General features: G+C 68.8%; 24 protein-coding genes. 11 read left to right on the top strand and 13 right to left on the bottom strand.

Annotated elements, in window-relative coordinates; translation table 11 throughout:
• A complete protein-coding gene (locus CTB96_RS00995) occupies positions 1-1,299 on the bottom strand; it encodes a glycosyltransferase 87 family protein (RefSeq protein ID WP_248283166.1) in 1,299 nt (432 codons plus the stop codon).
• Between the two features lie 34 nt (positions 1,300-1,333).
• On the bottom strand, positions 1,334-2,176 hold the full coding sequence (locus CTB96_RS00990; protein ID WP_110125045.1) for an ADP-dependent NAD(P)H-hydrate dehydratase: 843 nt from the start codon (positions 2,174-2,176) through the stop codon (positions 1,334-1,336).
• Positions 2,177-2,270: 94 nt separating this feature from the next.
• Between CTB96_RS00990 and CTB96_RS00985 the strand changes: the two genes are divergently transcribed.
• The gene (locus tag CTB96_RS00985; protein ID WP_110125140.1) at positions 2,271-3,347 is read left to right on the top strand and encodes an NADH:flavin oxidoreductase/NADH oxidase; all 1,077 of its coding nucleotides are present in this window, start codon (positions 2,271-2,273) and stop codon (positions 3,345-3,347) included.
• Positions 3,348-3,368: 21 nt separating this feature from the next.
• Here the strand turns inward: CTB96_RS00985 and CTB96_RS00980 are convergent, their stop codons facing one another.
• On the bottom strand, positions 3,369-3,746 hold the full coding sequence (locus CTB96_RS00980) for a VOC family protein (RefSeq protein ID WP_110125044.1): 378 nt from the start codon (positions 3,744-3,746) through the stop codon (positions 3,369-3,371).
• Between the two features lie 98 nt (positions 3,747-3,844).
• Here CTB96_RS00980 and CTB96_RS00975 point away from each other — a divergent pair, with 98 nt between their 5' ends.
• Positions 3,845-4,687, top strand: coding sequence for a Cof-type HAD-IIB family hydrolase (locus CTB96_RS00975; protein WP_110125043.1), 843 nt, complete (start codon positions 3,845-3,847; stop codon positions 4,685-4,687).
• Here the strand turns inward: CTB96_RS00975 and CTB96_RS00970 are convergent.
• The 3 genes from CTB96_RS00970 to guaB1 all read right to left on the bottom strand — a co-directional run bounded on the left by CTB96_RS00970 (position 4,684) and on the right by guaB1 (position 8,680).
• The gene (locus CTB96_RS00970; RefSeq protein ID WP_110125042.1) at positions 4,684-5,742 is read right to left on the bottom strand and encodes a hemolysin family protein; all 1,059 of its coding nucleotides are present in this window, start codon (positions 5,740-5,742) and stop codon (positions 4,684-4,686) included. The genes CTB96_RS00975 and CTB96_RS00970 overlap by 4 nt on opposite strands.
• Positions 5,739-7,109 carry a hemolysin family protein gene (locus tag CTB96_RS00965; RefSeq protein ID WP_110125041.1) on the bottom strand — a complete coding sequence of 457 codons (1,371 nt, stop codon included), beginning with the start codon at positions 7,107-7,109 and terminating at the stop codon, positions 5,739-5,741. The genes CTB96_RS00970 and CTB96_RS00965 overlap by 4 nt, the downstream gene beginning before the upstream one ends.
• A gap of 131 nt (positions 7,110-7,240) precedes the next feature.
• Positions 7,241-8,680, bottom strand: coding sequence for a GMP reductase (guaB1, locus tag CTB96_RS00960; protein WP_110125040.1), 1,440 nt, complete (start codon positions 8,678-8,680; stop codon positions 7,241-7,243).
• Between the two features lie 133 nt (positions 8,681-8,813).
• Here guaB1 and CTB96_RS00955 point away from each other — a divergent pair, with 133 nt between their 5' ends.
• On the top strand, positions 8,814-12,626 hold the full coding sequence (locus tag CTB96_RS00955) for a multifunctional oxoglutarate decarboxylase/oxoglutarate dehydrogenase thiamine pyrophosphate-binding subunit/dihydrolipoyllysine-residue succinyltransferase subunit (protein WP_181397090.1): 3,813 nt from the start codon (positions 8,814-8,816) through the stop codon (positions 12,624-12,626).
• 103 nt (positions 12,627-12,729) lie between these two features.
• Here the strand turns inward: CTB96_RS00955 and CTB96_RS00950 are convergent, their stop codons facing one another.
• The 3 genes from CTB96_RS00950 to CTB96_RS00940 form a co-directional block, all read right to left on the bottom strand.
• Positions 12,730-14,949 (bottom strand): MMPL family transporter, encoded by a 2,220-nt coding sequence (locus CTB96_RS00950; protein WP_110125039.1) that lies wholly within the window; start codon positions 14,947-14,949, stop codon positions 12,730-12,732.
• 167 nt (positions 14,950-15,116) lie between these two features.
• The gene (locus CTB96_RS00945) at positions 15,117-15,380 is read right to left on the bottom strand and encodes a GlsB/YeaQ/YmgE family stress response membrane protein (RefSeq protein WP_110125038.1); all 264 of its coding nucleotides are present in this window, start codon (positions 15,378-15,380) and stop codon (positions 15,117-15,119) included.
• A gap of 109 nt (positions 15,381-15,489) precedes the next feature.
• Positions 15,490-15,960, bottom strand: coding sequence for an Asp23/Gls24 family envelope stress response protein (locus CTB96_RS00940; protein ID WP_110125037.1), 471 nt, complete (start codon positions 15,958-15,960; stop codon positions 15,490-15,492).
• Between the two features lie 85 nt (positions 15,961-16,045).
• On the opposite strand from CTB96_RS00940, the gene CTB96_RS20290 reads away from it, so the two are divergent.
• Both CTB96_RS20290 and CTB96_RS00935 read left to right on the top strand, forming a co-directional pair.
• Complete coding sequence (locus tag CTB96_RS20290; RefSeq protein ID WP_146215720.1) at positions 16,046-16,291, top strand: hypothetical protein; 246 nt, start codon at positions 16,046-16,048, stop codon at positions 16,289-16,291.
• Positions 16,292-16,343: 52 nt separating this feature from the next.
• Positions 16,344-16,703, top strand: coding sequence for a hypothetical protein (locus CTB96_RS00935; RefSeq protein ID WP_110125036.1), 360 nt, complete (start codon positions 16,344-16,346; stop codon positions 16,701-16,703).
• 27 nt (positions 16,704-16,730) lie between these two features.
• On the opposite strand, the gene CTB96_RS00930 is transcribed toward CTB96_RS00935, so the two are convergent.
• Both CTB96_RS00930 and CTB96_RS00925 read right to left on the bottom strand, forming a co-directional pair.
• A complete protein-coding gene (locus CTB96_RS00930; protein WP_110125035.1) occupies positions 16,731-16,973 on the bottom strand; it encodes a zf-HC2 domain-containing protein in 243 nt (80 codons plus the stop codon).
• Positions 16,970-17,584 (bottom strand): sigma-70 family RNA polymerase sigma factor, encoded by a 615-nt coding sequence (locus CTB96_RS00925; RefSeq protein WP_181397096.1) that lies wholly within the window; start codon positions 17,582-17,584, stop codon positions 16,970-16,972. The genes CTB96_RS00930 and CTB96_RS00925 overlap by 4 nt, the downstream gene beginning before the upstream one ends.
• Positions 17,585-17,725: 141 nt before the next feature.
• Between CTB96_RS00925 and aroA the strand changes: the two genes are divergently transcribed.
• Genes aroA through bcp form a run of 3 tightly spaced genes read left to right on the top strand, consistent with a single transcriptional unit; the run spans position 17,726 to position 20,659 of the window.
• Positions 17,726-19,087 carry a 3-phosphoshikimate 1-carboxyvinyltransferase gene (aroA, locus tag CTB96_RS20720; RefSeq protein ID WP_248283154.1) on the top strand — a complete coding sequence of 454 codons (1,362 nt, stop codon included), beginning with the start codon at positions 17,726-17,728 and terminating at the stop codon, positions 19,085-19,087.
• 10 nt (positions 19,088-19,097) lie between these two features.
• Complete coding sequence (gene rsgA / locus CTB96_RS00920; protein WP_248283153.1) at positions 19,098-20,165, top strand: ribosome small subunit-dependent GTPase A; 1,068 nt, start codon at positions 19,098-19,100, stop codon at positions 20,163-20,165.
• A gap of 17 nt (positions 20,166-20,182) precedes the next feature.
• Positions 20,183-20,659, top strand: coding sequence for a thioredoxin-dependent thiol peroxidase (gene bcp, locus CTB96_RS00915; protein ID WP_110125032.1), 477 nt, complete (start codon positions 20,183-20,185; stop codon positions 20,657-20,659).
• Here bcp and CTB96_RS00910 read toward each other — a convergent pair whose 3' ends face one another.
• A complete protein-coding gene (locus tag CTB96_RS00910; protein ID WP_248283152.1) occupies positions 20,660-21,097 on the bottom strand; it encodes a hypothetical protein in 438 nt (145 codons plus the stop codon).
• Positions 21,098-21,280: 183 nt separating this feature from the next.
• On the opposite strand from CTB96_RS00910, the gene CTB96_RS00905 reads away from it, so the two are divergent.
• A complete protein-coding gene (locus CTB96_RS00905; protein ID WP_035837005.1) occupies positions 21,281-21,529 on the top strand; it encodes a WhiB family transcriptional regulator in 249 nt (82 codons plus the stop codon).
• A gap of 126 nt (positions 21,530-21,655) precedes the next feature.
• Here the strand turns inward: CTB96_RS00905 and CTB96_RS00900 are convergent, their stop codons facing one another.
• Entirely contained in the window at positions 21,656-23,149 is a 1,494-nt protein-coding gene (locus CTB96_RS00900) for a sensor histidine kinase (protein WP_110125031.1), read from the bottom strand.
• A gap of 127 nt (positions 23,150-23,276) precedes the next feature.
• On the opposite strand from CTB96_RS00900, the gene CTB96_RS00895 reads away from it, so the two are divergent.
• Positions 23,277-23,783: an LpqB family beta-propeller domain-containing protein gene (locus CTB96_RS00895; RefSeq protein WP_248283151.1), complete on the top strand. Its 507-nt coding sequence runs from the start codon at positions 23,277-23,279 to the stop codon at positions 23,781-23,783.
• Positions 23,780-25,450: a DUF5671 domain-containing protein gene (locus tag CTB96_RS00890; RefSeq protein ID WP_248283150.1), complete on the top strand. Its 1,671-nt coding sequence runs from the start codon at positions 23,780-23,782 to the stop codon at positions 25,448-25,450. Before CTB96_RS00895 ends, CTB96_RS00890 begins: the two co-directional genes overlap by 4 nt.
• Positions 25,451-25,453 lie beyond the last annotated feature (3 nt).

Raw genomic sequence — 25,453 nt, 5'->3', positions numbered from 1 at the left:
TTACTCCTTCTGGGGTTCGGGCTGGGATTCGGATGCGCCGGGCCGGATCGGTGCGGGCATGGCCGGCTGGGAGCCGAGTTTCCACATGCGGGTGAGCATCCACCCCACCAGTACTAATTCCAGCAGGTTGCGCACCGAGAGCACCAGCACCATCGCCGGCACGGTGCCGAGCAGATAGTTGTAGAAGTACGGGTAGACCAGCTGGGTCAGGGCCGCCATCAGCAGGGCCACCGCCGCGGGTGCCCGCCAGGCCCGCCAGTCGCCGACCAGGCCGAGGATGATCGGGGCGGCCAGCCAGGTCATGAACTGCGGCGATCCCACCTTGTTGATCGAGATCAGGGTGAGCACCAACGCCAGCAGCAGCGGCGGGAACAAGCGCTCGAACGCGGCGCCGGCCCGTTGGGCCCGCCAGCCGACCAGCAGCACGGCGAGCACGACGAGCACCAGCAGCGGAGTCATGACCGTGACGGCCAGGTCGGTGCCCGGCCCGATCACCTGGTAGGTGAGGATCTGCTGGTCGTAGTACACCAGGGTGCCCGGGATGCCCAACGCGGATTGCCACAGCCACCAGGAGGCGACCGGAGCTTCGATCTGCAGGCCCCGGTTGGTCTGTTCGGTCACGAAGCTGAGAACGGTGAGCCCGCTCCCGGCGAGCAACGCGGCGCCGATGATCACGACCGAGGTGCCGGCGAACACCGCGACGACCTGCCAGCGCCGCCGGGAGGCCACGACCAGGGCGATGATCGCCGCCACCGGCCAGACCTTGACCCAGGTGGCGACGGTGAGCAGCAGGGCTCCCCAGAACGGGCGGCGAACGATCCAGAGCACGCCCACGATCGCCAACGGCACCGTGATCGAGTCGATCCTGGCCAGGGCGATGGGCCCGAGCAGCAGCAGGAAGGCCAGCCACCACCAGGCCGCCCGTGCGGCGGCGCGGCCGGGACGGCGGCCGATCAGGGCGCCGAACGCCACACCGTTGAGCAGCGTGACCAGGCCGAGCCAGCTGAGCACGTAGAGCGGGGCGCCGAAGACCAGCGCGGCCAGGATCGGTGCCAGCGCCAGGATCGGATAGACGAAATCGGTGTCGATGCCGAGCCGGAACGCGCCGGAGACGGTGCCTTCGGCCCAGCCCAGGTAGACCCGCTCCACGTCGCCGAGCGGCCAGCCGATGCCGCTGAGGTTGAGCCCGATCAGCACACCGTGCACCAGCACGAACGCGCCCCAGAGCGCCAGCGGCCGGCGCAGAACGGCCGGCACCGTGGTGGCAGGCACAGTGGCGGCGGGCTGGGTTTCTGGCACGGTCAACTGTGGCACATCCGCGTGTGGCGCCGGCTCAGGCGAGCAGCGCCGCTATCGACGCCGGAACGGCCTCGGCGATGTCCAGCGCCACGATCGGGCCACCGCCGGAAGCCAGGGCAGCGGCGGCCCCGTGCAGAACGACGGCGGTAGCGGCGACAGCGGCCAGCGCGTCGGCGTCCGCGTCGATGCGGGCGGCGTTCGTGGCCAGCAACGCCCCGAGGATGCCGGCGAGCACGTCGCCGGACCCGGCCGTGGCCAGCCAGGGGGTGGCACCCGACACCGTCAGCCGGATGCCGGACGGGGAGGCGAGGTAGGTGACGCTGCCCTTGAGGAGCACGGTCACGCCCAATTGGCCGGCCGCCCGGATCGCCCACTCCCCCGGTTGGCCGGCGATCTCTGCGGCCGTCACGGTGTCACCCGAGCGGGACAGCAGGGCGGCGAGCTCCCGGTAGTGCGGGGTGATGACCTTCGCCCCGGCCCCTACCCCGACGAGATCGAGCGCGCCGGCGTCGATCACGGTGGGGAGGTCCTGGGTGAGCGCCGCCTCCAGCTTCGCCGTGGTCTCGCGGCTGCGGGCGGCCGCGTTCATGCCGGAGCCGAGCAGCCAGGCCTGCACCCGGCCGTCTGCGGTGACGATCTCCGGCCGCCGGGCCAGCACCAGCGCGCTCACCCGTCGGGGGCCGAGGTAGCGCAGCATGCCCACGCCGGTGCGGCTGGCCGCTTCAACGCCGAGCACCGCGGCGCCCGGGTATTCGGTGGAGCCGGTGCGCACGCCGAGCACGCCGCGACTGTATTTGTCGTCGGTCGCCTGCGGTACCGCGATCCAGTCGCGCGCCTGGGCGCCTGCCCATTCCAGCCAGCGTCGTGGTTTAGCCATCTGATCACGATAGGTTGTTTCGGTGTCCGATATCAGCGCTGCCACCGTTTCCGCCCCGTCCGATCCGACCGAAACACCGGCAGACCCGGTCTCGTTGTTCGACCCGATCAGCCTGCGCGGAGTCGGCATCCGCAACCGGCTCTGGGTGGCGCCGATGTGCCAGTACTCCGTGGTCGCCCGCGACGGCGTTCCCACCGATTGGCACCTCGTGCACCTCGGTTCGATGGCCGCCGGCGGCGCCGGCCTGATCGTCGTCGAGGCCACGGCGGTCAGCCCGGAGGGCCGGATCACCGACCGGGACACCGGAATCTGGAACGACGCCCAGGCCACCGCCTGGACCCGCATTGTCGATTATCTGCACGGGCACGGCGCCACCGCGGGCATCCAGCTCGCCCATGCCGGTCGCAAGGCCTCCACCTGGCCGGCCTGGGGCACCCCAGCGCGCGGCACCGTCCCCGCCGCGCAAGGCGGCTGGCCCGCCCTGGCGCCGTCGGAGGTGCCGTTCCCCGGCTACGCCGACCCCGTCGCCCTGGACCCCGCCGGCATCGACGGCGTCGTCGCCGACTTCGCCGCGGCCGCCCGCCGGGCCGTGACCGCCGGCTTCGATGTGCTCGAACTGCACGCCGCGCACGGCTACCTGCTGCACCAGTTCCTCTCCCCGCTGAGCAACCAACGCACCGACGAGTTCGGCGGGTCGCTGCCCAACCGGGCCCGGCTGCTGTTGCGCGTCGTGGCAGCAGTGCGCGCCGAAGTGGGCGAGGCCGTGCCGCTGCTGGTGCGTTTCTCCGGCACCGATTACGCCCCCGATGGTTGGACGGTAGAGGAGACCGCGATCGTCGCCGGCTGGGCCGCGGCGGCCGGAGCCGACTTCTTCGACGTCTCCTCCGGCGGCAACGTCACCGGGGTACAGATTCCCCTCGGGCCGGGCTACCAGGTGCCGTTGGCGCAGTACGTCAAGGAGCACGCCGCGGTTCCCGTGAACGCCGTCGGACTGATCGTGACGGCACAGCAGGCCAACGACATCGTCGCGTCCGGCGCCGCGGACGCGGTCATGCTCGGCCGGGAGTTCCTGCGCGACCCGCACTTCGCCCTCCGGGCCGCGCACGAACTCGGCGTGCACCTGGACTACTGGCCCGGCCAGTACCTGCGAGCGGGCTGGCCGGAGGCGTAGCCGGCAGTTCCACACCGTGGATCAGGCGTCCTGCGCGACGCAGAGGATATTGCCCTCTGAGTCCTTGAACCACGCCGCGCGTTCCTGGCCCGTCGTGGCGATCCCGTTCTCGGTCTTCAAGCCGGGGAGGTCGTACTCCTCGAACACCACCCCGGCCTCGCGCAGCTTGGCAACCTCGGCGACGACGTCGTCGGTCACCCAGAGCAGTGCGGTGTTCTTGGCCGTACCCGCGTTCTCGGTTTCATAGATCAAGACGGCGCTGCCGCCCGGGCCGCGAAAGCGCAACTCGCCGTCCCGTTCCTCCGTCGGCGTCAGGCCCAGCTTCTCCCGGTAGAACTTCTTCGCCCGGCCGAGGTCCCTGGCCGGCAGCACGGCGGCCGCTTCCAATTCACTCAACATGATCTGCCCTCACTTCCTGCTTCGCCGATCACGGTACGCCCGGCCAGGGCCGACGGCGAGGTCGGGGAGCCAGAGATCACCCCAACTAGGCTGGACGGATGACGTTCCCGATCCAACCCGCCGACATCCGCCTGATCGCGTCAGACATGGACGGCACGTTGCTCGACGCCGACGGGCAGGTTCCGGTACGGTTCTGGCCGCTGCTCGAGCGCATCCTCGCGGCCGGGATCCTGTTCTCCCCGGCCAGCGGCCGGCAGTACCAGACCCTGCGCGCCATCTTCGGCGACCGGGACGGCCTGGTCTACATCGCCGAGAACGGCACCAACATTGTGCGGGCCGGCGTCACTATCGCGCTGGAACCGGTCGACCAGGCGATCATTCCGCCCATTGTGGACTGGGTGCGGGCGACGGCCGCCGCCGGAGCCGATCTCGGCATCGTCGTCTGCGGGGCCCGCTCCGCCTACATCGAGCGGTCCGACGAGGCGTTCGTCGCGAGCGTGCGCCCGTACTACGCAGCTCTCGAGATCGTCGATGACGTCACCGTGGCCGGCGCGGCTGACGACGTGCTCAAGCTGGCCGTCTTCGATCGGCACCGGGCGGAGACCCGCACCGGGCCGGCCGTCACGGCGCTCGGCCTCCCCGCCGACGTCGTCATCTCCGGCGACAGCTGGGTCGACATCATGCGCCCCGGGGTGAACAAGGGCAAGGCACTGCAGCGACTGCAGGAGCACCTCGGCATCAGCCGGGACCAGACCATGGCCTTCGGCGATTTCCTCAACGACGCCGAGATGCTCGACGCCGCCCTGCACTCCTACGCCGTCGCCAACGCGCACCCGAGCATCCGGGAGCGCGCCAGGCACATCGCCCCGTCCAACCTCGACGAGGGTGTGATCACCAGCATCATCGACGCCCTTCCGGCGCTGGCGCCCGCCCTGGCCTAGAGGCGGCGGGTGGCGTCCTGCACTTCGCCGACGAGTTCCTCGATGATGTCCTCGAGGAAGAGCACACCGGTGGCGTCACCCGTCGCGGTGAACGTGCGCGCCAGGTGCGCACCGGAGCGGCGCATGGTGGCCAGGGCGTCTTCGAGGTCGGTGTCCTCGAAGATCGACACCAGCTGGCGGATCAGCTTGGCCGGGATGGGGTCGGTGTAGCCGTTCCGGCCGACCCCGACGGGGTCGACGTTGAGACCGAGCACGTCCTTGAGGTGGATGTAGCCGGCCGGCTCACCGCTGTCGCTGTCGAGCACGTACCGGGAGAAGCCGTGCCGGGTGACAGCCTTCTCCACGTCGGCGGGCGTCGCCCCTTCCGGCAGGCTGACCAGCTGGTCGAGCGGAACGGCGATGTCCTTGGCCTTGCGGGTGGTGAACTCGAACGCCGCGCTCAGGGCGCCGGAGTCGTCGCTGAGCACGCCCTCCTTGGTGGACTGGCTGACGATGGTCGCCACTTCGTCGAGCGTGTACGTGCTGGTGGCCTCGTTCTTGGGCTGAACGCCGAAGAGCCGGATCACCCCGTTGGCGGTGGCGTTCAGCGCCACGATCACCGGCTTCACCAGGCGGCCGAAGAACACCAGTGGCGGCGCGAGAATCAGCACGGCCTGGTCCGGAATGGAGAAGGACAGGTTCTTGGGCACCATCTCGCCGAAGACCACGTGCAGGTACGACACGATGAACAGGGTGATCACGAACGCGATCGTGCCGATCGCTTCCTCCGGCAGGCCGGTCACCGCCAGCGGAATCTCCAGCAGATGGTGGATCGCCGGCTCCGACACGTTCAGGATCAGCAGCGAACAGACGGTGATGCCCAGCTGGGAGGTCGCCAGCATCAGGGTGGCGTGTTCCATCGCCCACAACGCGGTCTTGGCGCTGCGTTTGCCCGCCTCGGCGAGAGGTTCGATCTGCGAGCGGCGTGCCGAGATCACAGCGAATTCAGCGCCGACGAAGAACGCGTTGCCCAACAGCAGCACGAACAGCCAGCCGATTCCGGCCCAGTCGTTCATCGGCGGTTCTCCCGTTCGCGCGGAGCTGAGGTGGTCACTGCTGCCTTCTGGATGGTTCGAATGGCGCCCGTGCCCGGCGGCTCGGGCGGGAGCGGGTCAGGGGTGTAACGCAGCCGGTCGATGCGCCGGCCGTCGAGCCGTTCCACCCGGAGTTCTCCGGTGGGGATGCGCACGATGTCGCCCACGACGGGCAGGCGGCCGAGCTCACTCATCACGTAACCGGCGACGGTTTCGTATGGGCCGTCGTCGGGCACGCTGAGCCCGGCACGTTCGGAGAGTTCGTCCGGGCGGAGCATGCCGGGGAAGGTGAGCGAGCCGGGTGAGCGCACGATGCCGGCCCGGGTGCGGTCGTGTTCGTCGGCAACCTCGCCGACGAGTTCCTCGACCAGGTCCTCGAGGGTGACTACCCCGGCCGTACCGCCGTATTCGTCGACGACCACGGCCATCTGGAACCCGCGGCCGCGCAGTTCCGCGAGCAGGCCGTCGAGTTTCATGGTCTCGGGAACTCGCAACGCCTCGGACTGCAGGGCTGACACCGGAACATCCGACCGGCGTGTGCGCGGCACGGCGACGGCCTGTTTGACGTGCACGATGCCGACGACGTCGTCGGCGCTCTCGTCGATCACCGGGAAGCGGGAGTAGCCGGTCTGCCGGGTGAGGTCGATCACGGCCTGGGCGCTGGCGGTGCGCTGGATGCTGGCGAGACGGGGCCGGGGGGTCATCACGTCGGAGGCGGTGTGCCGGGAGAACAGCAGGGTGCGGTTGAGCAGGGTCGCCGTGTCTTCCTCGAGCAGCCCGGCACTGGCCGAGCGGCGTACGAGCGACGAGAGCTCCTCGGCGGTGCGGGCGCCGGATATCTCTTCCTTGGGCTCGATGCCGACCATGCGCAGCAGCCCGTTGGCGCTGCCGTTGAGTACGGTCACGGCCGGTTTGAACACCGTGGTGAACACGGTCTGGAACGGGATCACGAACTTGGCGGTCTGGATCGGCAGGGCGAGGGCGAAGTTCTTCGGCACCAGCTCGCCGATGATCATCGAGATCAGGGTGGCGATCACGATCGCGACGGCGGACCCGACGACGGGCACGACGACGGCGGGGATGCCGACCAGGCCGAGCGGCCCGGCCAGCAGAGTGCTGATCGCCGGTTCGAGCGCGTACCCGGTGAGCAGGGTGGTCAGGGTGATGCCGAGCTGCGCGCTGGAGAGATGCGTCGAGGTGATCTTCAGCGCGGCGATGGTCATCGCCAGGCGAGTCTCACCGCGGCCCTGACGCGCCTCGAGGTCGGAGCGGTCGAGGTTGACCAGCGCGAACTCGCTGGCCACGAACAAGCCCGTGCCGAGCGTCAGGATCAGGCCGATCCCGAGCATGATCCATTCATACACGGGCAGCACCGCCGCAAGTCACGGGCGAGGGTTTATGGTCGGTCGAATTCGCAGAAGGGGGGTCGTCCATTAGGGGGTCAACTATACCGGCAGCGACTGGGCTGTTGGCCCCTTCGCTACCAGGAAACCACCAGCGCCTTGCCCTCTTCATACCCTGCCGCCGACTGGATGCCGACCTTCGCCCGGTCGTGGAATTCGGCCACGGTGGCCGCGCCCGCATAGGTGAAGGAGCTGCGCACCCCTGAGGTGATCATGTCGAGCAGGTCTTCCAGCGACGGCCGCAGCGGGTCGAGGTAGATCTTCGACGATGAGATGCCCTCGGCGAACAGCGTCTTGCGTGCCAGCTCGTACGGGTCGAGCCGGTCGAACCGCTCGCGAACGGCCTTGGTCGAGGCCATCCCCCAGCTCTCCTTGTAGAGCGCACCAGAGGCATCGGTGTCCAGCGTGCCGGGAGCCTCGATGGTGCCGGCGAACCAGGAGCCGATCATCACGGAGGCGGCGCCGGCGGCGAGCGCGAGGGCCACGTCGCGCGGGTAGCGCACCCCGCCATCTGCCCAGACGTGAGCACCGAGCTTGCCGGCGGCCTCGGCGGTTTCGAGCACCGCCGAGAACTGCGGGCGGCCGACGGCGGTCATCATGCGGGTGGTGCACATCGCGCCGGGACCGACGCCCACCTTGATGATGTTGGCGCCCGCACCGACGAGGTGTTCCACCGCGTCGGCGGTGACCACGTTGCCGGCCACGATGGGAATGCCGAGGCCGAGGCCGGAGACGGTCTTCAGCGCCCGGATCATGCCGTCCTGGTGGCCGTGCGCGGTGTCGAGCACAAGCACATCGACGCCGGCGGCGGCCAGGGCGCGGGCCTTGGCGGCGACATCGCCGTTGATTCCCACCGCGGCGGCGACCAACAGCCGACCGGACGCATCCACGGCCGGCTGGTAGAGCGTGGAGCGCAAGGCGCTCTTACGGCTGAGCGTGCCGATCAGCTTGCCGCGCAGCAGCACCGGCGCGAAGTCGAGCTCGGCGGCGGTCATCACATCGAAAGCGCCGCGGGCACTGTCGATGTCTTCGGCGTCGAGCGAGGCGAGCGGGCCGTGCAGCAGGTCGCCGAGGCGGGCATCCGGCAGGGCGGTGGCGAGTCGGGCGGCGTCGATGCAGCCCAAGTAGGTGTCATCGCCATCGTGGATGACCAGGCCCTGACCCTCGACCGGCGGCACCTGGCGGAGCGCCTCGGCGACCGTGGCGTCGGGGCCGAACACGAACGGGGTGTCGTACTGCACCGGCTGGGCCTTGACCCAGCGGATGGCGGTGTCGAGGTCCTGCAGGTGCATGTCCTGCGGCAACACGCCGAGGCCGCCGCGCCGGGCGAGGGAGGCCGCGAGACGCGGACCGGTCACCGAGTTCATGTTGGCGGAGACGATCGGGATCGTGGCTGCGGTTCCGTCGCCGGGGGCGAGGGACACGTCGAGGCGACTGCTGATGGCCGATTGGCTGGGCACCAGGAAGACGTCGGAATAGGTCAAATCGTGGCGAGGAACTGCTCCATAGAACTGCATGTTTTTAACGCTAGTGCCCGGGACCGTGCCGGTGCAGCACGCGGATGGGATTAGTCTTGATATCAACACACTGACCCGGCGGTTGTGATCGCCAAGGATAATCAGAATCAACGAAGAGAGTGGGCGATCAGCTGTGTCGAACCAGTTGACCGGCGGTGGGTCCGAAGACATGGCCTCTGCTGAATTCGGAGCAAACGAATGGCTCGTGGACGAGTTCTACGAGCGTTATCTCATCGACAAGAACTCGGTGGATCGGTCCTGGTGGCCGATCCTGGACAGCTACCACCAGACCGCGACGGCAGAGTCGCGGTCCGAGGCTGCCGCGCCGGCTGCCGAGGGTGCGGCCGCCCCCGCGGCCCCGGCCGCCGCTGAGGTGCCACCGTTGACGGAGGAACCGGCAACGCCGACCGCCGAGGCGCATCCGATCACCGCCCCGATCCCGGTTCTCGGTGGTCCGCGAACCGCCCGCACCACCTCGATCGCCCCCAAGCCCGAGCCGGTTCCCGCTGACGCCCCGATCACGAGCCCGCAGCCCGTCGTCGGCACCGTCGCCCCCGCCGCCCCGCAGGATGTCGTGACGCCGCTGCGCGGCATGGCGAAGAGCCTCGCGGCCAACATGGCCACCAGCCTCACCGTGCCCACCGCCACGAGCGTGCGCACCATCCCCGCCAAACTCTTGATCGACAACCGCATCGTGATCAACAACCACATGAAGCGGGCCCGCGGCGGCAAGGTCTCGTTCACCCATCTCATCGGCTGGGCGCTGATCCGCGCGCTCAAGATGTTCCCCAGCCAGAACGTCTACTACGACGAGCTCGAGGGCAAGCCCTCAGTGATCGCGCCCGCGCACGTCGGCCTCGGCATCGCCATCGACCTGCCCAAGCCCGACGGCACCCGCTCGCTGATGGTGCCGGCCATCAAGCGCGCCGACACCATGACCTTCGGCGAATACCTCACCTCCTACGAGGACCTCGTCGGCCGCGCCCGCAAGGGCAAGCTCACTGCCGACGACTTCTCCGGCGCAACGGTGTCCCTCACCAACCCCGGCGGCATCGGCACCGTGCACTCCGTGCCGCGGCTGATGAAGGGCCAGGGCTGCATCATCGGCGCCGGCGCGCTGGACTACCCGGCCGAGTTCATGGGCGCCAGCGTGAAGACCCTCACCGGGCTGGCCATCTCCAAGACCATCACCCTGACCAGCACTTACGACCACCGGGTCATCCAGGGCGCGGGTTCGGGCGAGTTCCTCAAGATCGTGCACGAGCTGCTCATCGGCCAGCACAACTTCTACGAAGACATCTTCGCGGCCATGCGCATCCCGTACGATCCGATCCACTGGGCGCCGGACATCAGCGTCGACCTGGCCAGTGCCGTCGACAAGACCGCCCGCGTGCAGGAACTGATCAATGCCTACCGCGTGCGCGGCCACCTGATGGCCGACATCGACCCGCTGGAATACCAGCAGCGCACCCACCCCGACCTCGACATCGCCAGCCACGGCCTCACCTTCTGGGACCTCGACCGGGAGTTCATCACCGGCGGCTTCGGCACCGCGCGCACCATGCTGCTGCGCGACATCCTCGGCGTGCTGCGCGACTCGTACTGCCGCACCACCGGCATCGAGTACATGCACATCCAGGACCCGGCCCAGCGCAAATGGGTGCAGGAGAAGATGGAGAAGACCTACGTCAAGCCCACCCACGATGAGCAGATGCGCATCCTGGGCAAGCTGAACGAGGCCGAGGCGTTCGAGACGTTCCTGCAGACCAAGTACGTCGGCCAGAAGCGGTTCAGCCTCGAGGGCGGCGAGTCCACCATCGCCCTGCTCGACGCGATCCTGCAGGGCTCGGCGGATGCCGGCCTCGACGAGGTCTGCATCGGCATGGCCCACCGTGGCCGGTTGAACGTGCTCACCAACATCGCCGGCAAGACCTACGGACAGATCTTCCGTGAGTTCGAGGGCACCCAGGACCCGCGCAGTGTGCAGGGCTCCGGCGACGTGAAGTACCACCTCGGCACAGAGGGGACCTTCCGCGGTACCAACGGCGAGGAAGTGGCCGTGTACCTGGCCGCGAACCCGTCCCACCTCGAGGCAGTCGACGGCGTGCTCGAGGGCATCGTGCGCGCCAAGCAGGACCGCAAGCCGATCGGCACCTTCTCCACCCTGCCCGTGCTGGTGCACGGCGACGCCGCCATGGCCGGCCAGGGCGTCGTGCTCGAGACCCTGCAGATGTCCCAGCTGCGCGGTTACCGCACCGGCGGCACCATCCACCTGGTCGTGAACAACCAGGTCGGCTTCACCACCCCTCCCGGCGAGGGCCGCACCTCGGTGTACTCCACCGACGTGGCCAAGACCATCCAGGCGCCGATCTTCCACGTGAACGGCGACGACCCCGAGGCCGTCGTGCGGGTCGCCGAACTGGCGTTCGCGTACCGGCAGGAATTCAAGCGCGACGTGGTCATCGACCTGGTCTGCTACCGCCGACGCGGCCACAACGAGGGCGACGACCCCTCGATGACCCAGCCGCTGATGTACAACCTGATCGAGGCCAAGCGGAGCGTCAGGAAGCTGTACACCGAGGCGCTCGTCGGCCGCGGTGATATCACCCAGGCCGAGTTCGAGGCCGCGCACGCCGACTTCCAGGACCGCCTGGAGCGGGCATTCCTGGAGACGCACGCCGCCCAGACCGCGTCGATCCCGATCATCACCGACGAGGTCGCCGCGGCGCACCGCGGGCTGGCCGGCAACGGCGTGCCCGACGATGCAGCCGGCGAACCCGAGACCACCGGCGTGCCCGAAAGCGTCGTGCACCTGATCGGCGACACGTTCAACAACAAGCCCGCCGGCTTCACCGTGCACAACAAGCTGCAGCAACTGCTGCAGAAGCGCCTCGACATGAGCCGCAACGGCAACATCGACTGGAGCTTCGGCGAACTGCTCGCCCTCGGCTCCGTTCTGCTCGAGGGCACCCCGGTGCGGTTCGCCGGCCAGGATGCCCGCCGCGGCACCTTCGTGCAACGCCACGCGGTGCTGCACGACCGGGTCAACGGCCAGGAATGGCTGCCACTGGCCAACCTCAGCGAGAACCAGGCCCGGTTCTGGATCTACGACACCCTGCTGAGCGAATACGCCGCGATGGGCTTCGAGTACGGCTACTCGGTGGAACGCGCCGACGCCCTCGTGCTCTGGGAAGCCCAGTTCGGTGACTTCGCCAACGGCGCCCAGACCATCATCGACGAGTTCATCTCCTCGGCCGAGCAGAAGTGGGGCCAGCGTTCCAGCGTTGTGCTGCTGCTGCCGCACGGCTACGAGGGGCAGGGCCCAGACCACTCCTCCGCCCGGATCGAGCGCTACCTGCAGATGTGCGCGGAGAACAACATGACCGTCGCGCGTCCCTCGACGCCGGCGTCGTACTTCCACCTGCTGCGCCGCCAGGCCTACATGCGTCCGCGCCGCCCGCTGATCGTCTTCACCCCGAAGTCGATGCTGCGCCTGCGCGGGGCCACCAGCCCGGTCGCCGATTTCACCAGCGGCAAGTTCGAACCAGTGCTCGACGACGCCCGCATCCAGGACAAAGCCGCCGTCAAGCGGGTGCTGTTCATGGCCGGCAAGCTCTACTACGACTTGCTGGCCGACCTGGAGAAGAACCCCAACCCCGAGATCGCCCTGGTACGGCTGGAGCAGTTCTACCCGCTGCCCGGTGCCGAGCTCAAGCAGGTCGCCGACCAGTACCCGAACGCCGAACTGGCCTGGGTGCAGGACGAACCGGAGAACCAGGGTGCCTGGCCGTTCTTCTACCTGCAGACGAACAACCTCGGCAAGGACAAGCTCGGCCGCCAGGTGAAGCTGTTCTCCCGCGCCGCCTCGGCCTCCCCCGCGGCAGGTTCCGCCAAGCGTCACGCCGCCGAGCAGGCCGAGCTGATCAAGAACGCGCTCACCCTCTAGGCGTCCGGACGTGAAAAAGGGCCGCACCCCTCGGGGTGCGGCCCTTTTCAGTCCCGCGAACTGTGAGTGAAGCCCCAAGAGCGCGCGCGTTTTGGGGCTTTTCTCACGGTTCGCGGGGCTCGGCGGTGGCGAGCTTGCTCGGCCACCAGATCTTCGGGCCGATGTCGTGGGCCAGCGCGGGCACCAGCAGCGAACGCACCAGGAAGGTGTCCAGCAGCACGCCGAAGGCCACGATGAAGGCCAGCTGGGCGAGGAACAGGATCGGAAGCACCCCGAGTGCGGCGAACGTGGCGGCCAGCACGAGCCCAGCCGACGTGATCACGCCGCCGGTCGCGACCAGGCCGCGCAGGATGCCCGTGCGGGTGCCGAACCGGATGGACTCCTCCCGTACCCGGGTCATCAGGAAGATGTTGTAGTCGATACCGAGTGCCACCAGGAAGACGAAGCCGTACAGCGGCACCACCGGGTCGGCGCCGGGGAAGCCGAGCACCCCGTCGAACACCCAGGAGGACACCCCCAGCGCGGCCGCGAACGAGAGCACGACGGTGGCCACGAGCAGTACCGGTGCCAGGATCGAGCGCAGCAACAGCATGAGGATCACCAGGATGACACCGAGGATGATCGGGATGATCAGGTTACGGTCGTGGATGGCGGTGTCGGTGGTGTCGACGGCGATGGCCGTGGTCCCACCCACGAGCACCGTGCCCGTGACGCTGTCGAGGTCCACCCGGAGTTCCCGCACCGTCTCCTCGGCAGCCGCCGAGTCCCCCACGTCGGTGAGGGTCGCCTGCAGCATGACGTCGCCGTCGATCACCGTCGGGTCGCCCGCGGGGGTGCCGGGAGGGCCGAACGCCTGGACACCGTCGGCGGTGACCGGCAGCGACCCGCTGACGGAGTCCTCGGACAGCACGGTGACAGAGTCGACGCCGTCGTTGGCCAGCAGAACATCCGTCATCGCCTGCAACTCGGACTCCGGGCCGACCACGACGGCCGGGGTTCCGGAGCCGCCGGGGAAATGCGCCCCGACCACTGCTTGGCCGTCCCTGGCCTCCGAGGTGCCCAGCACGAACTCGCTTTGGGACACCCCATCGGCCTTGAATGAGAACGCGCCGATGGACGCCACCGCCAGGAGCACCGTGCAGGCGATCCAGATGAGCCGGGCGCGGCGGCTGATCAGGCGGGCCAGCCACGGCCAGACGCCCTTGGCGTTGTCGCCCTCGAGGCCCGGGTGGGCAGAGCCGAGCTTGGGGCGCACCGGCCAGAATGCGGCCCGGCCGGCCCACAGCATCAGGGCGGGCAGCAGAGTCAGGGCGCTGAGCAGCGCGAAGCCGATGCCGATGGCCGCCACGGGGCCGAGCGCCTTGTTCGAATTGAGGTCGCTGAACAGCAGGCAGAGCAGGCCCACGATCACGGTGCCGCCGGCGGCGAGGATCGGTTCGAAGGAGCCCCGCAGCGCCACCAGGGTCGCGTCCCACTTCCGGGCGTTGTCCCGCAGCGCCTCACGGAACCTGGCCACGTAGAGCAGCGAATAGTCGGTGGCCGCACCGATCACCAGAATGAACAGGATGCCCTGGGTCTGGCCGGTCAGGATGAGCACGTCGGCAGCGGCCAGGGCAACGACCACCAGCACCGAGGCGCAGAGCGCGGAGAGGCTGGTGAACAGCACGATCAGCGGCAGCAGTGGCGACCGGTAGACGATGATGAGGATCACCAGCACGGCGCCGAGCGCGGTAAGCAAGAGGATGCCGTCGATACCGGCGAAGGCGCCGGTAAGGTCGGCGATCAACCCGGCCGGTCCGGTCACGTAGGTCGTCACGCCCGCGATCGGGTTGTCGGCGATGGTGGCGCGAATCAGCTCGACCGTGTCGGCGGGTTTCACTTGGGTGTCGAGGGTGAGGATGGCTTCGGCCGCCTCGCCGTCCTCGGAGAAGATGGCCGGCGAGACGCTCTCGGTGACGACACCGTCGAGGGTGGCCAGCTCAGCGACCTGCGCGGTGATCGCGGCCTGGTCGCTCTCGGTGAGGCCGCCGGCGCGCTCGTAGATGAGCACTCCCGGCAGCACGTCGTCGCCGCGGAACTCCGTCTGCAGCGCCTGCACCCTGGTCGCGTCAGCGCTGGCCGGCAACTGCTGTACCTGGTCGTTCGTCGAGACGTCACTGATGCGCCCGAATGAAGCGCCGCCGGCGCCGAACATGACGAACCAGACCAGGATCAGGGCCGTCGGGATGAGGATCCGCAGCCACAGCGGAACCCGGCTGCCTGAGCCGGGCCGGCGGGCCGAGCGTGGTCGATCGGGGTGCGGTGCGGGGGCAGGTGTCTTCATCACAGTCCCGAGAGTAGGCCAGGGTGGCCGGCCGCGGCGTCGTCCGAAAGTTGGAACATCGCCCACCAACCCAGACAACCAACGCAGACAACCAACGCAGACAGGCGGCACGCGGACCAGTGTCCGTCGTGCCGCCTGTCGGGTGCGGGAGAACCCGCGGGGTGGAGCTACGCCTTACGACGACCCGCGATGAGGCCGTAGATCAGGAGAACGATGATGGATCCACCGATGGCCAGGAGCCAGGTCTGGATGGAGAAGAAGTCCTGCAGCGGTGCGTTGAAGAGCAGGCCACCGAGGTAGCCGCCGAGCAGGGCTCCGACGACGCCGAGCAGAAGGGTGATGAACCAGCCGCCACCCTGGTTGCCCGGGAGGATCAGCTTGGCGATGGCACCGGCGAGGAGGCCGAGAAGAAGGAATCCGAAGAACCCCATGGAGTGTCTCTTTTCTGTTTGGTGTACCTGGTGGTGGGTACTGCGTGGTACTGCTGTGCTCCGAACAGGCGTTGACCCGTCCGGCCGGGCTCCGTGAGAGCCGGTCTGATTACGTGGCCGGGACGCCGGCGACGTCGTTGTCGCCGGCCTCCTCGGCCACGTAAATATCTGTGATGGTCACGTTCACGCCCGCTACGGTCATGCCGACCAGTCCCTCGATCGCGAGGGTGACCGCGGCGCGCACCTGCTCGGCGAGCGCGGTCAACGGAACCGGGTAGGCGGCCACGAGCACGATCTCAACGGTGACGACATCGTCTGCGATGCTCACCGAGATGCCCTGACTGGCGTCGCTGCTGCTGAGCGCGTCGAGGATCGCACCGAGAGCACGGGTGGGCACGGAGCCCAGCGCGTGCACCCCTGGCACTTCCCGCACGGCCAGTCCGGCCACCTTGGCGATGACGCTGTCCCTGATCGTCGTCACACCCTCTCCGGGTCGCTCGGCAGCGGCATCGGAGATGGCACCGGCGTTGTCGGGCAGAGGGGTGGTCGAGTTCGACGGGTCGGGGATGAGGCTGGACATCGGGCGGACTCCTTGATGCGGATCGCTGGTGTTGGTCTCGGGGCCGCGGTTGCGTGCTCCGGATCGGTCACGGGTGGGTGCCTGGTTGATTGTCGTCGGCGGCACGTCGACGGCTCGCCTCAGCGCGATCGGCGGTGATCGCGCGACCCGGATTGGTGCCGGTGTCGTGCTGGCTGAAGCGGATGCTGAATTTCTGGGGGAATCGGGTGGAACGGGTGGCGGCGGAAAAGTTGTCGACGATTTCTCAGGGCTTTTTCCCAGCCCCGATTACGGGCAGGATTGGCATCGTCTTAGTTCAGACGAGCGCTGCGGCCGATTCGTCACGAAATAGTTCAAAAAGTTTTTGCGCGAAGGCGCCGGCGTGAGCGATCTACACTGTTGCCATGAGCACGCCACAGAAGAGCACGCCGACGCCGAACACCGAGCCGGATCGCGCTGAGCAGCTGGCCGCGATCGTGGGCAGTGTGCCCGGGGTCGATGAGTTGTACCCGGCCAGACCGGTACTGGTGGGCATCGTCAAGGACGTCATCGGCGCACTCACCCAGAAGCCGTCCGCGCCGGAACTCGTCGCGGTCACGGAATCGACGGCCGGGGTCACCGCATCCGTCTCGATCGGCGTCGAGGACGTGGACGCGGCCACCGAGGTCTGCCGACGGGTCTACGACACCATCGAGGAGTACTTCGTCGCCGCGGGCGACCCTGCCGTGTCCGCGATCGAAGTCACTGTCGCGCGAATCGGCTAGACGGGGACTCTGGCCGGTAAACGGGAGTTAGTGCGCTGACTGGATGGTGCGCAGGCGCAGCAGCACCTGGTCGCGCAGGTCCTCTGGAGCGGTCTCCTTGCAGGCCCGCTGCATCACCTCGGTGAGGGTGCGCCCCACATTGTGCTCCGTGCTGCAATCCGTGCAGTGCTCGAGGTGCTCACGGATGTCGAATGCGTCCTCCTTGCGGAGTTCGTTGTGCAGATACTCTTCGAGTTCGGCCTTGGCCTTCTCGCAACCGCAATCGGTCATTTCGCTTTACTCCCGGGTGTTTTCTTGCTCGATGCAGCTTGGCCCGTGCCCAGTCCACGCTCCAGCGCGTAACCGGCCAGCAACTCGCGCAGCAGACGGCGCCCGCGGTGCAGGCGGCTCATCACCGTGCCGATGGGCGTTTTCATGATTTCGGCGATCTCTTGGTACGAGAAGCCCTCGACGTCGGCGAAGTACACCGCCAGGCGGAAATCCTCCGGGATCGACTGCAGGGCGTCCTTGACGGCGCTGTCCGGCAGGTGGTCGATGGCTTCGGCTTCCGCGGAGCGGCTCGACGTCGCCGTCGTGGACTCCGCCCCGCCGAGCTGCCAGTCCTCCAGGTCATCGATGGTGCCCTGGTACGGCTCGCGCTGCTTCTTGCGGTAGGTGTTGATAAAGGTGTTCGTGAGAATTCGGTAGAGCCACGCCTTGAGGTTCGTGCCCTGTTCGAACTGCTTGAACGACGCGAACGCCTTGACGAAGGTTTCCTGCACCAGGTCCTGAGCGTCAGAGGGGTTCCGCGTCATGCGCATTGCCGCTGCGTAGAGCTGGTCGATAAACGGCATGGCCTGTGCTTCGAACAGGTCCCGCATGTCAGTCGTGTCTGTTGTCATCACGGGCAATTCTAAGCCGTCGACGCCGTCAGGCACCGCGTGCGTGCGTTCCATGAGCATGGATGCTGGCACCCGTGACCTCCCTTACGAACTGTTCTCAAGTCGGGCCCAACGGAGCGAACCCGACTATTCTGATAACCGATGTTGATCTCGAGATATTCCAAGCCGGAGTTCGATCCCTACGGCGACAGCTCGCCGGAAGAGACTGATGCCCTGTGGGCGGCGCCCGTCGCGCCCCGGCCATTGGCGGCGACGTTGTCGCTGCCCGGCTCCAAATCGCTGACCAACCGCGAATTGGTGCTCTCGGCCCTGGCCGACTCGCCCTCGCTGCTGCGTGCGCCGCTGCACTCGCGGGACAGCGATCTGATGGTCGCTGCGCTCCGTCAGCTGGGCACGACCATCGAGTCCGTCGACGGTGCCGGCGAGTACGGCGCCGACCTGCTCATCACGCCGGGCGAGCTGTTCGGCTCCACCACCATCGACTGCGGTCTGGCCGGCACCGTGATGCGTTTTCTGCCGCCCGTTGCCGCCCTGGCCCTCGGCCCGACCACCTTCGACGGTGACGCCGGAGCGAAGCGCCGCCCGATGGGCACCACGATCAGCTCGCTGCGCGCCCTCGGCGCCGACATCAACGACGACGGCCGCGGCGCCCTGCCCTTCACCGTGCACGGCACCGGCGACCTGGCCGGCGGCGAGGTCACCATCGACGCGTCCTCGTCGAGCCAGTTCGTCTCCGGGCTCCTGCTCGCGGCCGCCCGGTTCACGAACGGCCTGCAGCTGCGCCACGACGGTCAGCGCCTGCCGAGCCTGCCGCACATCGAGATGACGATCGAGACTCTCGCCCAGCGTGGTGTGGCCGTGATCAGCCCGGAGGTCGGCGTCTGGAACGTCGCTGCGGGGCCGATCCGGGGTGCAGAGGTCGACATCGAACCCGACCTCTCCAATGCCGCCCCGTTTCTGGCCGCGGCTCTCGTCGCCGGAGGCACCGTCACCATCACCGGCTGGCCCGCCACCACCACCCAGGTCGGTGCCTCCCTCGCAGAACTGTTGCCGCTGTTCGGCGCCACGGTCACCGTCGACGGCGACAGGCTCACCGTCACCGGCACGGGCCGGATCGATGGCGTCGACCTCGATCTGTCCACCGGCGGCGAGCTGGCCCCCACCCTGGTCGGGCTGGCCGCCCTGGCCGACTCGCCCAGCACCATCACCGGCATCGGCCACATCCGCCACCACGAGACCGACCGGCTCGCCGCGCTCGCCACCGAGATCAACAACCTCGGCGGCCAGGTCACCGAACTGCCGGACGGCCTGCGAATCGAACCCCGGCCGCTGCACGGCGGCACCTGGCACAGCTACGACGACCACCGGATGGCGACCACCGGCGCGCTGCTCGGCCTCGTTGTGGCGGGCATCGAGGTGGAGAACATCGGCACGACGGCCAAGACGCTCCCCCAGTTCGCCGAGCTCTGGCACGGCCTGCTCGCGAACAACGGCGCCCATTGATGGGAACAGTGTGACCTGGTGGTCGTCGCCTGACGACGATGAGCCGGAGCAGTACGACGAGTCCAGCGTGCGCATCCGCCCCGGGCGCAAAGGCACCAAACCGCGTACGAAGACCCGGCCGGAGCACGGCGATGCCCTGACCGGCCGCATCCTCTCGGTCGACCGTGGCCGGTACACCGTGATGCTCGACGAGAACAAGCGCACAGAACGCCGGGTCACGGCCGCCAGGGCCAGCGAGCTGCGCAAGCACGCCGTGGTCACCGGCGACCGCGTCGACATCGTCGGCGACACCAGCGGCGCCCAGGGCAGCCTGTCCCGCATCGTGCGGATCGTGCCCCGCGAGACCCTGCTGCGCCGCAGTGCCGACGACACGGATGCCGTGGAGCGTGTGATCGTGGCCAACGCCGACCAGATGCTGATCGTGGTGGCCGCGGCCAACCCCGAACCGCGCATCCGGCTGGTGGACCGCTACCTCGTCGCCGCCTACGACGCCGGGGTCTCCCCCATCCTCTGCATCACCAAGACCGACCTGGCTGATCCCGCCGAGTTCCTCAGCAACTTCGCCGGGCTCGACCTGCCGGTGTTCCAGAGCCGCGACGACGCCATGCCGCTCGAGGAGATTTCGGCCGCGCTGGTCGGCCACGACACCGTCTTCGTCGGCCACTCCGGCGTGGGCAAGTCCACTCTCGTCAACGCGCTGGTGCCGGATGCCCATCGCGCCGTCGGCGTCGTCAACACCGTCACCGGCCGGGGTCGGCACACCTCCTCGTCGACGATTTCCCTGCGGCTCGAAACAGCTGCCGGCCGCGGCTGGGTGATCGACACCCCCGGGGTGCGCTCGTTCGGGCTCGGCCACATCAACACCGACAACATCCTGCGCGCCTTCACCGACCTGGCCGCCATCGCCGAGAACTGCCCGCGCGGCTGCACCCACCTGCCCAGCTCGCCCGACTGCGCCATCAACGAGGCCGTCGCGGCCGGAACCCTGGGTGAGACCGGCAAAGCCCGCCTGGACTCCCTCCAGCGCCTCCTGGAGACGTTTGCGGCCGCACCCACGCACCGACAGGGCGAGAACTGACCGGGTACCGTGGTTCCATGACCGATTCCTCCCGGCTCGCAGCAGGCGACACTGCCCCGAACTTCACCCTGACCGACCAGGACGGCCGAAGCGTCAGCCTGGCCGACTATCGCGGCCAGAAGGTCGTGGTGTACTTCTACCCGGCCGCCATGACGCCGGGCTGCACCACCCAGGCCTGCGACTTCCGCGACAACCTCGGTTCCCTGGCCGCGGCCGGGTATCAGGTGCTCGGGCTCTCCAAGGACACCCCGGCCAAGCTCAAGGCATTCGCCGAGAATGACCACCTCACCTTCCCGCTGCTGAGCGACGAAGACCTGACGGTGCACAACGCCTACGGCGCCTGGGGCGAGAAGAACTCCTACGGCAAGACCGTCACCGGCGTGCTGCGCTCCACCTTCGTGCTCGACGAGGCCGGCGTCGTGACCCTGGCGCTCTACAACGTCAAGGCCACCGGGCACGTGGCCATGCTGCGCAAGAAGCTCGGGCTGGGCTAGCTACGACTCGCGGGCGCTGGTCGCGGCCAGCACGCTCGGGGTGAACAGCAGCGCGATCACGACGACGGACGGCACCAGCAGAGCCCAACCGACGTCGGGCCTGGCGTACAGCCCCTGGAAGCAGCCGATTGCGACGAACACCTGCACGAGTTGCCAGGTCACGGCGGCGGCCCGGATCCACGTGCGTTTGCGGAGGGTGGCCACCGTAATGGTGGTCACCCAGATCGCGGCGATCACGGTGAGGATCAGGATCGCGACGGCGCTCGCGAACGAGGTCGGCTGGTCGGTGAGCAGCTCGAGGATCAGCCAGATCACCAGCGCCCAGAGCAACGCCGCTTCGGCCGCTAACAGCACCACCAGGGCCCTCAACGCCCCCGAGCGGGGGGCAGGGCGGGGCTCGTCCAGGCCGTCCTGGCTGGGGTCGAACGGTTGAATCACAGCGATATCCCATACAAAACTATTGATTTGACACCCCTATTATGCGACCATATTTGAGGCCCGGTTGACGCTCACAGGGTAGTGAGCAGATCTCCACGCAGATCCGACCTTCCTGAAACCTGGGCCTTCCCCGCATCTTCGGCCGATCGGCCAGGCATCCCCCCGCAATAAAGGAGCACCCCTATGGACTGGCGCGATAAAGCTGCCTGCCTCACCGCTGACCCGGAACTGTTCTTCCCGGTTGGCAACACTGGTCCCGCAGTCGACCAGATCGAGAAGGCCAAGTCCGTGTGCGCGCGTTGCAATGTCACCGAGGTGTGCCTCCAGTACGCACTCGAGACCGGTCAGGACTCCGGCGTCTGGGGCGGCCTGAGCGAAGACGAGCGTCGCGCCCTCAAGCGTCGTGCCGCTCGCGCCCGCCGCGCGTCCTAGCCAGCACCCTCGAAAACGTAGCGTTCGGCACCGTTCCTCTGGTGTCGGTATGGGCGAGTAGCCCGGGTTCTCCCGGCTCCTCGCCCGTTTTCGGTTCCGGACCGGGTACGCCGGTGCCCGCCCCGATCAGTCGAATTCCATGAATCGCAGTGGGATCTCGATGGTGACCTCCGTGCCGGAGCCCATCATGGTGTGCCAATCGATCGTGCCGCTGAGCTCGCCCTGGATCAGGGTACGCACGATCTGAGTGCCGAGCCCCGAACCGACCTTGCCCTCGGGCAGGCCGGATCCGTTGTCCCGCACCCGCACGGTGAGGGTCTCTTCGTCGCGCTCGGCCTCGATGGCGACCTCGCCCTCGCGTCCGGCCAGGCCGTGTTCGACCGCGTTGGTGACCAGCTCGGTCAGCGCCAGGGCCAGCGGGGTGGCGTACGCACTCGGCAGGATGCCGAAGCTGCCGGATGATTTCGGGTGCGCGGTGGTGTTGTGCGCGGAGGCGACCTCGGCGATCAGCAGCAGCACCCGGTCGAAGACGGCGTCGAAGTCCACGTTCTGGCTGAGGCCGCTCGAGAGCGTGTCGTGCACCACTGCGATGGCCGCGACTCGGCGCATGGCCTGGTTGAGCGCTTCCCTGGCCGTGTCGGAGTGGGTGCGTCGGGCCTGGATGCGCAGCAGCGACGCCACGGTCTGCAGGTTGTTCTTCACCCGGTGGTGGATCTCCCGGATGGTGGCATCCTTGGTGATCAGCTCGCGTTCCTGGTGGCGAAGCTCCGAAACATCCCGGGACAGGATGATGGCGCCGATGCGCTCGCCCCGGTTGCGGATCGGGATCGCGCGCAGCGACACCGTCACCCCGCGAGCCTCGATATCGGTGCGCCAGGGCGCCCGGCCGGTCACCACGAGGGGCAACGACTCGTCGACGACGGCCTTGCCGCTGAGCAGGCTCGTGGTCACCTCGGCCAGCGACTCTCCCTCGAGTTCGTCGGCGAAGCCCATCCGGTTGAAGGCGGAGAGGGCATTGGGGCTGGCGAAGGTGGTGACGCCGTCCAGGTCGAGCCGGATCAGGCCGTCGGAGGCGCGGGGAGCGCCGCGACGCGGGCCGGTCGGGGCGCCGAGGTCGGGGAAGTCGCCGGAGGCGATCATGGCGAACAGGTCGTTCGCGCAGTCGTTGAAGGTGAGCTCCTGGCGGCCGGGCGTGCGCGTCTCGCTCAGGTTGGTGTGCCGGGTGAGCACGGCGATGGGCTCAGGGGTGATCTCGGCCCCGCTGGAGCTGATCCGGCGGCGCACCGGGATGGCGCGCACCCGGGTGGGGGTCTCCTCGTACCAGTCCGGCGCGGTGGTGTCGATGATCTTGGCGGTGTCGAAGGCCTCGGTGACCTGCTTGCGCCACTCCGCCTTGATCTCCTGGCCCACGAAGTCCCGGTAGAACAGGGTGGCGGCGCTGGACGGCCGGGCGTGCGCGACGGCCACGAAGCTACCGGCGAGGGTGGGCACCCAGACGACGATGTCGGCGAAGGCGAGGTCGGCCAACAGCTGGCCGTCGGCGACGAGCATGTGCAGCCAGTCGACGTCCTCCGCACTGCTGCGGCCTTGGGCAAGTACGAGATCACTGAGCGTCGACACATGAACAGCCTACGGCCGCCGCCGCCCGGCGGAGTGCACGAGATCCGGCCGCACGGCGCCCTTCCGGGAGGGTGGGTCATCGGCCGCGGCAGTGGTGCCCGAGCGCCGGATACGACAGGCTCGGGGTATGACCACCGCTGATCGTGTGCCAGAACCAGCTTCGCCGATGCCGCAGCCCGGGCGCCCCGATCGGGCGCTGGTAGTGCTTATCGGGGTGATCGTGGCCCTGGTTGTCGTCGCGCTGATCGTGGTCTTCACCACTGCCGAACCCGCCAGGCTCGACGCGAACACCCCGGCTGGCGCCGTGCAGCGCTACTCGGCGGCCGTTCTCGACGGCGACGACGAGGTGGCCGCCCGGTACCTCAGCGCCGCCGCGCTGACCGGCTGCGACGCCGGAGCGCCGGCGTACGGAGACGACATCCGCATCACCCTCCTCGACACCGACGAGCGCGGCAGGGCCGCGACGGTGCGCGTGTCGATCGTGACGTCGAGCGGCGCCGGCCCGTTCGGGTCATCGGAGTATGAGTTCCAGGATGCCTTCACCCTGGTGCAGGCGGATGGCGACTGGCTCGTCGACCAGGCGCCGTGGCAACTCACAATCTGCCCGACCGGCACCGGGGATGAGCCCCAGTGACGCAGCCGAAAGCCTCTGCCGCCCCCCTGGTGCGAAGGATCATCGTCTACACGATTCTCTTCGTGCTGGTGTGCCTGACCGCGGCCGGTCTCGCCGACCTGATCGGCCGGGCTATTGACGTGTTCAGCGACGATCTCCTCGTGGGCAGCGCGACGACGGGACTGGCCGGGTCGTTGACCTTCGCCCTGATCGGCGGGCCGTTGGCGGTGCTCCTGGGCTGGTTCGCCTGGCGCCGCCTCGCCGATCCGTCGGAGCGGAGCTCGCTGGCCTACGCGCTGTACCTGGTGGGGATGACCACCGTGGCGCTGATCGTTGCCGGCTCCGCGGTCTTCACGGCGATCGCCGGTGCGGTGACGGGCGAGCGCGTCACCACTGAGGCCGCCACCGGCCTGGTCTGGGCGGCCGTCTGGGTGGGCCACCGGCTGGTTTTGCACCGCGGTAGCCGGCCGCCGTCCCGGCTGCCGGGCACTGCCGCGGTGCTCGGCGGGCTGTTCGGTTTGGTGATCGGAGTCGGTGGCGCGATCACCGCCCTCTCCAGTCTTTTCGATGCGGCGCTCGGCGGCCCGCCGGTCGTCGCCGTCGGCGCCCCCTGGTGGTCTGGCGCCGTGCAGGCTCTGGTGTGGGCCCTCGGTGGTGCTTCGATCTGGTGGTGGCACTGGCGGTACGACGGCGCCAGTCAGGCCCGTACACCGCTCGCTGCCGTGGCACTGGTGGGCATCGGCATCCTGGGCGGCTGCCTGCTGACGTTGACCGGCACCGGTACCGCGCTCTTCGTGGTGCTGCGGCTGGTCGTCGACCGTTCCGACGCCATGCCGGATGTTCTCGACCCGCTCGGTGCGGCGGTCGCCGCGGCCCTGGTCGGCGGCGTGGTCTGGCTGCATCATCGCGCCGTCGTGGCGGCCAGGTCGGCCGCCGTGCAGGAGGCGAGCACGCTGGTGACCAGCGGGATCGCGTTGATCGCCGCGGCCACCGGCCTGGGCGTGATCGTGAACGCGTTGTTGGCGGCGCTGGCGACTCCGCTGGTGGGGTCGAGCCCGCACACGCTCTTGCTGGGCGGCATCAGCGCACTGCTGGTGGGCGCGCCGGTCTGGTGGTTCAGCTGGCGGCCCGCCGCACGCCTCGGAGTCGGACAGCGCGCGTCGTCGGGCCGCGGCGTGTACCTGGTCGTCGTCTTCGGCATCAGCGCCATCGTTGCCCTGGTCACCATTCTGGTGATCGGGTTCAGGCTCTTCGACATCCTGCTCGCCGCGGACTCCGGGCTCGTCGACCGCATCCGCGCACCCCTCGGCCTGCTGGTGGCCACGGGCCTGGTGTCCTCCTATCACTTCGCGCTCTGGCGCGGCGACCGGGCAGCCGCTGCCGCGGCAGCCGACCCGGACCCGGTGGCCGCCGTGGCGGCCGGCAACCCTCCGGCGATCGGCGAGCTGGTGCTCATCATGGGTCCTGGCGCTGAGCCGGTGGTTCGGCACCTGCACGAGCTGACCGGCGCCCAGGTCACCCTGTGGCAGCGGGAGGGTGCGGCCACCGCGCTGCCGGACCCCGCCGAGGTCGTCCAGGCACTCGGTGGCGTCCAGGCTGCTCGGGTGGTGCTGATCGTGGGCGCCGACGGGGGTCTCAGCGTGATCCCGCTCGCGGCCGCCGAGAATACGACCGGCCTACCGGGGTGAGCC

The sequence above is a fragment of the Cryobacterium arcticum genome, assembly GCF_003185895.1.
Classification (GTDB): Bacteria; Actinomycetota; Actinomycetes; order Actinomycetales; family Microbacteriaceae; genus Cryobacterium; species Cryobacterium arcticum.
The sequence above is the reverse complement of the archived record's forward strand: the minus strand, read 5'-3'. Positions and strand labels throughout refer to the sequence as shown.

What these genes read in the sequence shown, in the direction of transcription:
- CTB96_RS00930 (WP_110125035.1), bottom strand. Translation starts at nt 16,973, where the DNA reads ATGACCGATTGCGGTTGCGAGAAGGCCAAGGCCGAACTCGAAGAGTAT.
- CTB96_RS00945 (WP_110125038.1), bottom strand. Translation starts at nt 15,380, where the DNA reads ATGGGGTTCTTCGGATTCCTTCTTCTCGGCCTCCTCGCCGGTGCCATC.
- CTB96_RS00940 (WP_110125037.1), bottom strand. Translation starts at nt 15,960, where the DNA reads ATGTCCAGCCTCATCCCCGACCCGTCGAACTCGACCACCCCTCTGCCC.
- CTB96_RS00980 (WP_110125044.1), bottom strand. Translation starts at nt 3,746, where the DNA reads ATGTTGAGTGAATTGGAAGCGGCCGCCGTGCTGCCGGCCAGGGACCTC.
- CTB96_RS00950 (WP_110125039.1), bottom strand. Translation starts at nt 14,949, where the DNA reads ATGAAGACACCTGCCCCCGCACCGCACCCCGATCGACCACGCTCGGCC.
- CTB96_RS00965 (WP_110125041.1), bottom strand. Translation starts at nt 7,109, where the DNA reads ATGCTCGGGATCGGCCTGATCCTGACGCTCGGCACGGGCTTGTTCGTG.
- CTB96_RS00925 (WP_181397096.1), bottom strand. Translation starts at nt 17,584, where the DNA reads ATGACAACAGACACGACTGACATGCGGGACCTGTTCGAAGCACAGGCC.
- guaB1 (WP_110125040.1), bottom strand. Translation starts at nt 8,680, where the DNA reads ATGCAGTTCTATGGAGCAGTTCCTCGCCACGATTTGACCTATTCCGAC.
- CTB96_RS00935 (WP_110125036.1), top strand. Translation starts at nt 16,344, where the DNA reads ATGAGCACGCCACAGAAGAGCACGCCGACGCCGAACACCGAGCCGGAT.
- CTB96_RS00990 (WP_110125045.1), bottom strand. Translation starts at nt 2,176, where the DNA reads ATGGCTAAACCACGACGCTGGCTGGAATGGGCAGGCGCCCAGGCGCGC.
- CTB96_RS00905 (WP_035837005.1), top strand. Translation starts at nt 21,281, where the DNA reads ATGGACTGGCGCGATAAAGCTGCCTGCCTCACCGCTGACCCGGAACTG.
- CTB96_RS00975 (WP_110125043.1), top strand. Translation starts at nt 3,845, where the DNA reads ATGACGTTCCCGATCCAACCCGCCGACATCCGCCTGATCGCGTCAGAC.
- bcp (WP_110125032.1), top strand. Translation starts at nt 20,183, where the DNA reads ATGACCGATTCCTCCCGGCTCGCAGCAGGCGACACTGCCCCGAACTTC.
- aroA (WP_248283154.1), top strand. Translation starts at nt 17,726, where the DNA reads ATGTTGATCTCGAGATATTCCAAGCCGGAGTTCGATCCCTACGGCGAC.
- CTB96_RS00895 (WP_248283151.1), top strand. Translation starts at nt 23,277, where the DNA reads ATGACCACCGCTGATCGTGTGCCAGAACCAGCTTCGCCGATGCCGCAG.
- CTB96_RS00970 (WP_110125042.1), bottom strand. Translation starts at nt 5,742, where the DNA reads ATGAACGACTGGGCCGGAATCGGCTGGCTGTTCGTGCTGCTGTTGGGC.